Consider the following 13,173-nt stretch of genomic DNA (forward strand, 5'->3'; position numbering starts at 1 on the left):
GTAAGAAAAAAATTATAATAATAGAAAAATTTCTGATACAACAAATGTACTACCAGAAACTAAAATTAAATCATTAGAATTTGAATTTTCTTTAGCACAAAAAAAAGCTAATTTTACAGAATCATAAAAATTTATTTTTTTTTTATCTGTATTAAAAAATATTTTATTAACAATAATTTTTAAATTTTTAATATCATATTTTCTTTTTATATTAGGTTGACAAAAATAATAATAAGATTCATTTGGTAACCATTTTAATAATGAACTAATTTTTTTTTCTTTTACGAATCCTAGTACTAAATGTAATCTATCATAAGATTCTTTTTTTAGTTGAGAACTAATCATGAAAAATCCTTCTTCATTATGTGCAATATCACAAATAATTTTTGGATTTTTTTTTATAACATGCCACCTTCCTTTAAAATTTGTGTTTTTTATTATATTTTTTAATCCTTTTTTTATAGATTTTTCTGATACAATTATATATTTTCTCTTATTCAAAATATTTATAATACTCAAAACTAATCCTGTATTATAAACTTGATAGTTTATACTTTTAAATGGAATTTTGTATTTATTTAAGATATTATTATTTTTTTTTTTTGTAGAAAAATATATTGGAGAATTTTTTCTTAAAGCTTTTTTTAAAAAAAATTTTTTTAAATTATTAGAAATATTACCTATTATTACTGATAAATTTTTTTTTATTATTCCAGATTTTTCATTTGCTATTTCTAATTTTGTATTTCCAAGAGATTTTGTATGATCTATACTAATATTTGTAATTACAGATATTTCTGGATTTATGACATTAGTAGAATCTAATCTACCCCCCATTCCAACTTCAACAACAGCTATATATACTTTTTTTTCTTTAAAATATTGAAAAGCCATAGCTGTATTCATCTCAAAAAATGAAATAGATTCTTTTTCAATAAATTTTTTATTTTTTTTAATAAAATCAACAATAAAATTTTTTTCTATATAAAATCCGTTACAAGATATTCTTTCTCTAAAATCTATTATATGAGGAGAAGTAAATGATCCTACATTATATCCCTCTTCTTGTAAAATAGAATATAACATATTTACTGTAGAACCTTTTCCATTTGTTCCTCCAACATGAATAATTCTAAAAAAATTTTGGGGATCACCTAAATAATTACAAAATTTTTTTATTCTATTTAAACCTGGTTTAAAATATTTTAACCCAAATTCTTGATAACTTGGAATACGATTAAAAATCCATTTAACAGTTTTCAAATAATTCAAATTCCACAATAATAAAAATTAATTATCACAAAAATATATTTTTTTCAAACAAAAATTTTAAATTGTTTTAAAATAAAAAATATTAAAATATCATAAAATCATATTCTCATTTTATTGAAAAAATTATAGAAAATGATATAAATAATGGTCTTTCTAAAAAAAAAATCAAATTTCGTTTTCCTCCTGAACCAAATGGTTATTTACACATTGGACATGTAAAAGCTATATGCTTAAACTTTGATTTAGGAAAAAAATATAATTCTCCTGTTAATCTAAGATTTGACGATACAAATCCAAATAAAGAAAACCAAAAATTTATAAAATGTATAAAAAGAGATATTACATTTCTAGGATTTAAATGGGATAAAGAAAGTTATGCTTCAGATTATTTCTATAATCTATACAATCTAGCTATAAAACTAATAAAAAAAAATAAAGCTTATATAGATGATCAACCTAAAAATATAATACAATTTCAAAGAAAAAATTACTTTGAAATAGGAATTAATAGTACAAATAGAAATAGATCTGTAGAAGAAAATTTATATCTTTTTAAAAAGATGAAAAACGGATTTTTTAAAGAAGGTTTTTGTGTATTAAGAGCAAAAATTGATATGAAATCATCTAACATAAATATGAGAGATCCAATAATGTATAGAATCATAAAAAAAAGTCATCATAGAACTAAAAAAGAATGGTGTATATATCCAACTTATGATTGGACTCATGGACAATGTGATTATTTTGAACAAATATCCCATTCTCTATGTTCATTAGAATTTGAAAATAAACGTCCATTATACAATTGGTTTTTAAACGAAATATTTGATAATAATTTAAAAAATAAAATAAAACCAAAACAAATAGAATTTTCTAGATTAAATTTAAGTTATACTTTAACAAGTAAAAGAAAAATACAATATTTAATAGATAAAAATATTATTAATTCATGGAATGATCCAAGAATACCAACAATATCAGGATTAAAAAAAAAAGGATATACTTCTGCATCATTAAAAAATTTTATTAAAAAAGTAGGAATAACAAAAAGAGATAATGTTATTGATTTATCTCTTTTAGAATTTCAAATTAAAGAACACTTAAATAAAATTGCTTTTAGAATTATGGTAATAATAAATCCAATAAAAATAATTATAAAAAACTATCCTAATAACACTATTGAATGGTTAAAAGCAGAAAATAATCCAGAAAATATTAACTATGGTTATAGAAAAATTCCTTTTTGTAAAGAACTTTATATCGAAAAAAATGATTTTTTAGAAGAAAAAAAAGATAATTTTTTTCGTCTTTATATTGGAAACGAAGTAAGATTAAAAAATGCATATATAATAAAAGCAAATTCTATAAAAAAAGATAATAATGGAAAAATAAAAGAAATATATTGTACTTATGATCCTAAAAGCAAATCTGGAACAAGTAAAAAAAAAGTAAAAAGCACCATACATTGGGTGCCTATTAAATATAACATACCTATAAATATAATCTTATATCATTCATTATTTAATGATAAAAATCCTAATATAATAAAAGATTTACATAAATATGTTAACTATAAATCAAAGGAAAAAATAATTGGATATGCAGAAATTTATATAAAAGAAGCAATAAAATCAAAAAAACATTTTCAATTTCAAAGAATAGGATATTTTTATTTATATAAAATAAAAAATGAAATAATAAATTTTATAAAGACTGTATCTATAAAAAACAAATGGAAATAATATTTTCAAGATAAATCAATATTTTCATATTCTTTTAATCCAGTACCAGCAGGTATTTTATGTCCTACTATAACATTTTCTTTTAATCCATGTAAATAATCAGTTTTACTACTTATTGCTGCTTCACTTAAAACTTTTGTTGTTTCTTGAAATGATGCAGCAGAAATAAAAGATTTTGTTTGTAATGCAGATCTAGTTATTCCTTGTAATATTGGTCTTGCAGTAGCTGGAACTGAATTTCTTGCTTTTATTAATTTTTTATTTTTATATTTTAAAATAATATTTTCATTTCTAATATTTCTACTATAAATCATATCTCCTTTTTTAAATGAAAAAGAATCTCCTAAATCTTCAATTATTTTCATATTAGAAATTCTATCATTTTCTTCTATAAAATCATCTTTATATTCGATACTTCCTTCTAAAAATTTAGAATCTCCTACATCTATAACTTCCACTTTTCTCATCATTTGTAATACTATAATTTCAAAATGTTTATCATTAATTTTTACCCCCTGTAAACGATAAACCTCTTGTATTTCTTGTATTAAATACTCTTGAACAGCTCTAGGTCCTCTAATATTTAATATATCATTAGGAGTAACAGCTCCATCTGATAATGGCATTCCTGCTTTTACATAATCATTTTCTTGAACAAGTATTTGATTAGATAATTTAACCATATATTTTCTAATTTCTCCATTTTTAGATTCTACAATAATTTCTCTATTTCCTCTTTTTATTTTTCCATGACTAACAATTCCATCTATTTCTGAAACAACTGCAGGATTTGATGGATTTCTTGCTTCAAATAATTCAGATAAACGAGGTAATCCTCCAGTAATATCAGCAGATTTAGCAGATCTTCTTGGAATTTTAACTAAAATTTTTCCTATTTCTATTTTTTCACCATCACTTACCATAATATGAGCTCCTACAGGTAAATTATATATTTTTAATTCCTCATTATTTTCATTTATAATTTTTAATATAGGAACTAAATTTTTATTTCTTACTTCTGTTACAACTTTTTCTTGAAATCCTGTTTGTTCATCTGTTTCAACTTGAAAAGTTACTCCTTGTTCTAAATTTTGATAAGATATTATTCCAGAAAATTCTGCAATAATAACTGCATTATACAAATCCCATTTACATATAACATCTCCTTTTTTTACATATTCTCCATTTTCAAAATATAAATATGCTCCATAAGGTATATTATTTGTCATTAATAACGAAGATTTTTTATCATCAAATATTTTCATTTCTGTTGTTCTAGATATTACTATTTTTATTTCTTTTGAATCTAATTTTTTTTTGATAAATTTTAAATCTTCAAATTCTATTATTCCGTTATATTTACTTATTATATTAGAAGATTCAGTTATAGTTCCAGCTGTTCCTCCAACATGAAATGTTCGTAAAGTTAATTGTGTTCCAGGTTCTCCAATAGATTGTGCAGCTATAACACCAACAGCTTCTCCTTTTTGTACCATTTTTCCAGTAGATAAATTTCTTCCATAACATTTAGAACAAATTCCCATTTTTGCTTCACAAGTTAATGGAGAACGAACTTCTACAGAAGTAATTCCAGATTTTTCAATTAAATTTGCAATTTTTTCATCAATCATTTCTCCAGAAGAAACTATAATTTTATTATTATTTTTTATGGAAAATACATCATTTAAAGAAATACGACCTAAAATTCTATTTGATAAATTTTCAACTATTTCTTCATTTTTTTTTAAAGCAAAAATTTCTAGCCCTCTCAATGTACTACAATCTTCTATTTTAATTATAACATCCTGTGCTGCATCTACTAATCTTCTAGTAAGATAACCAGCATCTGCTGTTTTTAAAGCTGTATCTGCCAACCCTTTTCTTGCTCCATGTGTAGAAATAAAATATTCCAAAATTGAAAGACCTTCTCTAAAATTTGATGTAATAGGATTTTCAATTATTTCTCCTCCAATAGATCCCGTTTTTTGAGGTTTAGCCATTAATCCTCTCATTCCAGAAAGTTGTCTTATTTGTTCTTTAGATCCTCTAGCTCCAGAATCTAACATCATATATACTGGATTAAATCCTTTTTTATCTTCACGCATATATTGCATTACTTTTTCTGTTAGAATTACATTTGTATTAGTCCATATATCTATTATTTGATTATAACGTTCATTATTTGTAATTAATCCCATATTATAATTATGTTCTACATTATCAACTTTTTTAATTGCATGATTTACCATAATTTTTTTTATATCAGGAATAATAATATCTCCTAATCCAAATGATAATCCTCCTTTAAATGCATTATAAAATCCTAATTCTTTAATATCATCTAAAAATTTAACAGTAGTTGGAATATTTGTAATATTTAATATTCTTCCTATTATTTCTCTTAACGATTTTTTAGTAAGAGATTCGTTAATAAATCCTACTTTTTTAGGAACTACCTGATTAAATAAAACTCTTCCTACTGTTGTTTCTATCAATTTATTATAAATTTTATCTTCTTCTCTAATATTTACTTTTACTTTTATTAAAGAATGAAGATTTACAATTTTTTGATTATAAGCTATTTCTACTTCTTCTGGAGAGTAAAATATTAAACATTTACTATAGTCTGATGATAATGGTTTAGTCATATAATATAATCCTAATACCATATCCTGAGAAGGGACCGTAATAGGCTCTCCATTTGCAGGATTCAATATATTTTGAGAAGCTAACATTAATAATTGAGCTTCTAATATTGCTATATTAGATAAAGGAAGATGTACAGCCATTTGATCTCCATCAAAATCTGCATTAAAAGCAGCACATACTAAAGGATGTAATTGAATAGCTTTTCCTTCTATTAATTTAGGTTGAAAGGCTTGAATTCCTAATCTATGTAATGTTGGGGCTCTGTTTAAAAGAACAGGATGTCCTTTTAAAACATTTTCCAATATATCCCATATTACAGAATCTCTTTTATCAATTATTTTTTTAGCAGACTTAACTGTTTTAACTATTCCTCTTTCTATTAATTTTCTTATAATAAATGGTTTATATAATTCTGCAGCCATATCCTTAGGTAATCCACATTCATGTAACTTTAAATTAGGACCAACTACAATAACTGATCTTGCAGAATAATCTACTCTTTTTCCTAGTAAATTTTGTCTAAAACGACCTTGTTTTCCTTTTAAAGCATCTGATAAAGATTTTAAAGGACGATTTGCTTCTGATTTAACTGCAGATACTTTTCTAGAATTATCAAATAAAGAATCTACAGATTCTTGTAACATTCTTTTTTCATTTCTAAGAATCACTTCTGGAGCTTTAATTTCTATAAGTCTTTTTAATCTATTGTTTCTAATAAGAACACGACGATATAAATCAGTCATATCAGATGCAGCATAACGTCCTCCATCTAATGGAACTAATGGTCTCAATTCAGGAGGTATAACTGATAATACACGAATTATCATCCAAGTAGGGTTACCTCCTTTTTTTTTACCTTCTTTGAAAGATTCAACTATTTGTAATCTTTTTAAAGCATCAATTTTTCTTTGTTTAGATGTTTCATTTAATACTTGATTTCTTAATTTATTTGATAAATCATTTAAATCAATACGACTCAATAATCCTTCTATACATTCAGCACCCATTTTAGCAATAAATTTTTCCGGATCAGATTCATCTAAATTTTGATTAGATTTTGGAATACTTTCTAATACATTTAAATATTCTTCTTCAGTCAAAAAATCTCCTAATTGAAAATTATATCCATCTAATTTTTCTGCTATTCCACTCTGTATTACAACATATCTTTCATAATAAATTATCATTTCAAGTTTTTTTGAAGATAACCCCAATAGTGCTCCTATTTTATTTGGAGAAGAACGAAAACACCATATATGAATTACAGGAACAATAAGATTTATATGTCCCATTCGTTCTCTTCTAACTTTTTTTTCAGTTACTTCTACACCACATCTATCACAAACAATTCCTTTATAACGGATTCTTTTATATTTACCACAAGCACATTCATAATCTTTAATAGGACCAAAAATACGTTCACAAAAAAGGCCATCTCTTTCTGGCTTATGAGTTCTATAATTTATTGTTTCTGGTTTTAAAACTTCTCCATAAGATTCCTTTAATATAACTTCTGGAGAAGATAATCTAATAGTTATTTTATTAAATTTATTGTTTCTTTTTATATTCATATCATATTTATAAATTAGAATAATTATTTTATTCTTCTAACTTAATGTCTAACCCCAATCCTTTCAATTCATAACATAATACATTAAAAGATTCTGGATTATTAGGAATAGGCATATTTATTCCTTTTACTATTGATTCATAAGTTTTAGCTCTTCCTACAACATCATCTGATTTAACAGTTAATATCTCACGTAATATATTAGATGCACCAAAAGCCTCTAAAGCCCAAACTTCCATTTCTCCAAATCTTTGTCCTCCAAATTGAGATTTACCACCTAAAGGTTGTTGAGTTATTAAAGAATAAGGACCTATAGACCTAGAATGCATTTTATCGTCTACCATATGTCCAAGTTTAAGCATGTATATAATTCCTACAGTTGCTGGTTGGTCAAACCTTTCTCCTGTTAATCCATCAAATAAATATGTAGCTCCAAATTTAGGAATTTCAGCTTTTTTAGTATAACTAGATATTTGATTTATAGTTGCTCCATCAAATATAGGAGTAGAAAATTTTGTATTTAATTTATACCCAGCCCACCCCAAAACTGTTTCATATATTTGTCCTATATTCATTCTAGAAGGAACACCTAATGGATTTAAAACAATATCTACTGGACTACCATCTTCTAAAAATGGCATATCTTCAACTCTAAGAATACGAGCTACTACTCCTTTATTTCCATGTCTTCCAGCCATTTTATCACCAACTTTTAATTTTCTTTTTTTAGCAATATATACTTTTGCCATTTTAACAATTCCAGAAGGAAGTTCATCTCCAATTGTTATAGAAAATTTTTTATGTTTTAAATCACTATTTAAATTTATTAATGATATTTTATAATTGTGTAATATTTCAGATATTAAATTATTAATATTATCTTCATTTGTCCAATTACAATTATTTTCAATATAAATTTTTGTATAATCTTTAACATTTTTTAATAATTCTTTATTAAAAATATCTCCTTTGAAAATAATTTCTTTTTTATTTTCATTATAAATACTGTTATAACATTTTTTTCCATTTAATATAATATATAATTTATCTATTAATTTAATCCTAATATCTAAAAATTTTTTATTATATTCTTTATCTAAAGATTCTATTAATATTTTATCTTTTTCTCTTGATAATTTATTTTTTATACTTCTTGTAAAAAGTTTAGTATCTATTACTATTCCAGACAAAGAAGGTTCTGCTCTTAAAGATGCGTCTTTAACATTTCCAGCTTTATCCCCGAAAATAGCTCTTAATAATTTTTCTTCTGGAGTTGGATCTGATTCTCCTTTTGGAGTAATTTTTCCAATTAAAATATCTCCAGGATTTACTTCTGCTCCAATTCTAATAATTCCATTTTCGTCTAGATTTTTTGTAGAATCTTCACTTACATTAGGAATGTCATTAGTTAATTCTTCCATTCCTAACTTAGTATCTCTAACCTCTAATGAATATTCATCAATATGAATTGATGTAAACCAATCTTCACTAACTACTTTTTCAGAAATTAATACAGCATCTTCAAAGTTATATCCATTACAAGGAATAAATGCTGCTTTTAAATTTTTTCCTAAAGCTAATTCTCCATTTTCTGTTGCATATCCTTCACATAAAAGTTGACCTTTTTTTATTTTCATATCTTTTTTTACAATAGGCTTTAGATTTATACATGTATTTTGATTAGTTTTACGAAATTTAATAAGATTATAAATTTTAATATTAGAATCAAAACTAACTAAATCTTCTTCTTTAGTTCTTTCATATTCAATTATTATTTTTCTTGAATCCATATATTTTACTATTCCATCTTTTTCTGCATTAATTAGTATTCTAGAATCCATTGCTACTTGTTTTTCTACCCCAGTTCCTACTATTGGTGAATCAGGTTTAATTAATGGAACAGCTTGACGCATCATATTAGATCCCATAAGAGCCCTATTAGCATCATCATGTTCTAAAAAAGGTATTAAAGATGCTGATATAGATGCTATTTGATTAGGAGCAACATCTACATAATCAACATCCTTAGGAGTTACTACAGGAAAATCTCCATCTTTTCTAGCAACAATTCTATTAGAAGAAAAATTTCCATTTTTATCTATAGCATTTGATTGAGCTATAATTTTACCTTCTTCTTCTTCTGCGCTTAAATATTTTACTGGATAATTAAAATCTATTTTATTATTATCAACTAATCTATATGGAGTTTCTACAAAACCCATTTTATTAATTTTTGCAAATACAGAAAGAGAAGAAATCAATCCTATATTTGGCCCCTCTGGAGTTTCTATAGGACATAATCGTCCATAATGAGAATAATTAACATCTCTTACTTCAAATCCGGCCCTTTCTCTAGATAATCCTCCAGGACCTAAAGCTGATAATCTTCTTTTATGAGTTATTTCAGATAACGGATTTGTTTGATCCATAAACTGAGATAATTGATTAGTTCCAAAAAAAGTATTTATTACAGAAGACAAAGTTTTAGAATTAATAAGATCTATTGGCATAAATACTTCGTTATCTCTAACATTCATTCTTTCTCTTATAGTTCTTGCCATTCTAGCTAATCCAATACTAAATTGAGTATATAATTGTTCTCCAACAGTTCTTACTCTTCTATTTGATAGATGATCAATGTCATCAACCTCTTTTTTAGAATTAAATAAATCATTTAAATGTTCTATTATAGCTAATATATCTTTTTTTGTTAATACTAAATAATATGGATCTATATTTAATCCTAATCTTTTATTCAATCTATATCTACCTACAGGGCCTAAACTATATCTAGTATCAGAAAAAAATAATTTATCTATTATGCCTCTTGCTGTTTCTTCATCAGGAGGATCAGTATTTCTAAGTTGTTTATAAATATATTCTACTGATTCTATTTCAGAATTTGTCGGATCTTTTTGTAAAGTATTGTATATAATAGAATAATCTTTTTTCTTTCCATTCTTTTTATGTAATAAAATTGTATTTATTCCATAATTATTTATAATATCTATATGTTCCTTTTTTATACATATGTCTCTATCTATTAATACTTTATTTTTTTCTATAGTAACTACTTCTCCTGTATCTTCATCAACAACATCTTCGTTCCATATTTTTAAAACTCTTTCTGCTAAAGTTCTATTAAGAATATTTTCAATATTATTATTGTTTACTTCTATCTCTTCTGCTAAATCAAATATTTTTAATATATCTCTATCTCTTTCATATCCTATAGCCCGAAGTAAAGTTGTCATAGGCAATTTTTTTTTTCTATCTATGTATGCATACATAACATTATTAATGTCTGTAGCAAATTCTATCCATGATCCTTTAAATGGTATTATTCTTGCTGAATAAAGTTTAGTTCCATTTGCATGATGAGATTGCCCAAAAAATACTCCTGGAGAACGATGTAATTGAGATACTATAACCCTTTCTGATCCATTAAAAATAAATGATCCAGAAGAAGTCATATAAGGATATGTACCTAAATAAACATCTTGATACACTGTTTCAAAATCTTCATGATCAGGATCTGTACAATATAATTTTAATTTAGCTTTTAAAGGAACACTATAAGTTAATCCTCTTTCTATACATTCTTTTATTGTGTATCTAGGTGGATCAATAGAATAACCTTTAAATTCTAATACAAAAGAATTTCTTGCATCAGATATTGGAAAATTATCCATAAAAGCTTTAAATAGCCCTTCATTTTTTATATTTTCTGGTTTTGTATCTAGTTGAAAAAAATCTTTAAATGATTTTATTTGAATGTCTAAGAAATCTGGATATTTTGTGTTTCTAGTAACAGATTCAAAAGTTGTTCTTTCCAATATTTTATCTTTATTCACTAAATAATATATTTTATTTTAATTCAATTTCAGCTCCTATTTTTTCAAATTTATTTTTTATATTTTCTGCTTCTTCTTTATTTACAGATTCCTTAATTAAATTAGGCAAATTGTCAACTAAATCTTTGGATTCTTTTAATCCTTTTCCAGTAATTTCTTTAACTAATTTAACGACAGCTAGTTTAGAATTTCCTGAAGATTTTAACATTATATTGAATATATTTTTTGATTCTTTTTCAACATGATTTTCTTTTTTTTCATTTTTTAATTGTGTAGATTCATTTATAAAACTTTGTGGTTTTATTCCATATTTATTTTTCAATAAATTTGTTAATTCGTTTACTTGTTTTACAGTTAAATTAATTAATTGTTCTGCTAACTTTTCTATCATTTCTATTATTTTTTTTATATTTTTATTTAGATAATCCTTTTATAATTCCATACATATTGTTTACTGTTTGTAATAATGATAAAATCATATTTTCCAATGGAGATCTAATAATATATATAATATCTGTTATTAAATCTTCTTTAGTTTTAAGATTTATAAGTATGTTTAAATTATTATTTCCAACATAGAAAGATTCTTGAACATAAGCAATTTTCAATTTTGGAATTTCTATACCTTTTCGTTCATGAAAATTTTTTATTATTTTAGAAGTTATTTTTCCTGTTTTTTTATTTTTAGAAAAAATCATACTTGTGTTTCCTTTTAAACAAGGAATAAAATCGTTTAAGTTTTTATTTTTAACTTTTTTTATAGATTTTTTTAATAAAGAATTTTTTACAACTTTCATTTGAATTTTGTTTTCATAAAATTTTTTTCTTAGAAAGAAAATTTGATTTGAATTTAAATTTGATATATCAATTAAATATAGAATATCATTGTTAGATAATATATCTGTTAATTCTATCAAAATTTTTTTTTTATAATTTATTTTCATAATATAATATTTTTAATATTTTGAAAATCTAGTAAAATACTAGGACTCATACTTGTAGATAAATAAATACTTTTTATATAATCTATATTTTTTAAATAATGAGGAATATTATTTGTAACTTTTTTTATAAAAAATATTATATTTTCATATAAAATTTTATTTGAAAATGATTTTCTTCCAATTGAAGAATGTACAATTCCATATTTATCTAACTTAAAAATTATTTTTCCTAATTGTATTTCTTTGATAGATTCTTCTGGATTATTAGACATAGTTTCTAATTTAGGATTAGGCATTAATCCTTTTGTTCCTAATATTTTTCCTATAGAATTTAATTCATTTATAACAGAAGGCATAGATATTACTACATTTATTTTATTATCCCACCATCCAGATTTTATTTTTTCTACAAAACTCATTCCAACGTAATTAGCTCCTAACTCTTTAGATATTTTTTCTTTTTCTTTAGTAACCAAAGCTAAAAAACAATTTTTTTTTCCTGTTTTATGAGGTAATTTTACAGTTCCTTTAATTGAATGATTTTGTTTTTTTATATTAAAACGAATTGATATATCTACAGATTCATCAAATTTTGCAAAACTAATATCCTTTATAATAGGTAAAGATTCTTCTAAAGAATATTTTTTTTCTAGGTTTTTATCTAAAATTTTTTTTATATTTTTTGTTTTTTTCTTATTTTTTGGCATATTTTATTTATAAACTTCTATTCCCATAGACCTAGCTGTTCCAGAAACCATTGAAATAGCAGAATCAATTGAAAAACAATTCAAGTCATTCATTTTATATTTAGCAATTAATTCAATATCATTTAAACTAATTTTTCCAATTTTTATACGATTAGATTCATTAGATCCTTTTTCTTTTCCTATTTTTTCTAATAATAAAAAGGATATTGGAGGTTTTTTTATTACAAATGTAAAAGATTTATCTTCATAAACATTAATTAAAACAGGACAAAGTTTACCTAAATTATTTTTAGTTTCATAATTATATTTTTTGCAAAATTCCATTATATTAACACCGGAACTACCTAATATTGGGCCAATAGGAGGTGCAGGAGTAGCTTTACCCCCATTTATTTTTTCTATTTTAATTTTTTTTATTATTTTTTTTACCATATT

Annotated in this window: 8 protein-coding genes; 1 reads left to right on the forward strand and 7 read right to left on the reverse strand. The window is 23.7% G+C overall.

The window, feature by feature from the left end; all coding sequences use genetic code 11:
• Positions 1 to 12: 12 nt before the first annotated feature.
• Positions 13 to 1,263, reverse strand: a complete 1,251-nt coding sequence (locus H0H39_RS02125; RefSeq protein ID WP_238785633.1) for a bifunctional folylpolyglutamate synthase/dihydrofolate synthase — start codon at positions 1,261 to 1,263, stop codon at positions 13 to 15.
• Between the two features lie 122 nt (positions 1,264 to 1,385).
• Between H0H39_RS02125 and glnS the strand changes: the two genes are divergently transcribed.
• A complete protein-coding gene (gene glnS / locus H0H39_RS02130; protein ID WP_394798445.1) occupies positions 1,386 to 3,014 on the forward strand; it encodes a glutamine--tRNA ligase in 1,629 nt (542 codons plus the stop codon).
• A 5-nt stretch (positions 3,015 to 3,019) separates the two neighbouring features.
• Here the strand turns inward: glnS and rpoC are convergent, their stop codons facing one another.
• From rpoC to rplK, 6 genes are read right to left on the reverse strand one after another with little or no spacing between them, the layout of a single operon-like run.
• On the reverse strand, positions 3,020 to 7,234 hold the full coding sequence (rpoC, locus tag H0H39_RS02135) for a DNA-directed RNA polymerase subunit beta' (RefSeq protein ID WP_185877251.1): 4,215 nt from the start codon (positions 7,232 to 7,234) through the stop codon (positions 3,020 to 3,022).
• Positions 7,235 to 7,262: 28 nt separating this feature from the next.
• Positions 7,263 to 11,087 (reverse strand): DNA-directed RNA polymerase subunit beta, encoded by a 3,825-nt coding sequence (gene rpoB / locus H0H39_RS02140; RefSeq protein ID WP_185877252.1) that lies wholly within the window; start codon positions 11,085 to 11,087, stop codon positions 7,263 to 7,265.
• 13 nt (positions 11,088 to 11,100) lie between these two features.
• Positions 11,101 to 11,478, reverse strand: coding sequence for a 50S ribosomal protein L7/L12 (gene rplL, locus H0H39_RS02145; RefSeq protein ID WP_185877253.1), 378 nt, complete (start codon positions 11,476 to 11,478; stop codon positions 11,101 to 11,103).
• Positions 11,479 to 11,500: 22 nt separating this feature from the next.
• Positions 11,501 to 12,031: a 50S ribosomal protein L10 gene (gene rplJ / locus H0H39_RS02150; RefSeq protein WP_185877254.1), complete on the reverse strand. Its 531-nt coding sequence runs from the start codon at positions 12,029 to 12,031 to the stop codon at positions 11,501 to 11,503.
• The gene (locus H0H39_RS02155; protein ID WP_185877255.1) at positions 12,028 to 12,738 is read right to left on the reverse strand and encodes a 50S ribosomal protein L1; all 711 of its coding nucleotides are present in this window, start codon (positions 12,736 to 12,738) and stop codon (positions 12,028 to 12,030) included. The genes rplJ and H0H39_RS02155 overlap by 4 nt, the downstream gene beginning before the upstream one ends.
• 3 nt (positions 12,739 to 12,741) lie before the next feature.
• Complete coding sequence (gene rplK, locus H0H39_RS02160) at positions 12,742 to 13,170, reverse strand: 50S ribosomal protein L11 (protein WP_185877256.1); 429 nt, start codon at positions 13,168 to 13,170, stop codon at positions 12,742 to 12,744.
• Positions 13,171 to 13,173: the final 3 nt, after the last annotated feature.

Source organism: Blattabacterium cuenoti, assembly GCF_014252315.1.
Classification (GTDB): domain Bacteria; phylum Bacteroidota; class Bacteroidia; order Flavobacteriales; family Blattabacteriaceae; genus Blattabacterium; species Blattabacterium cuenoti_AI.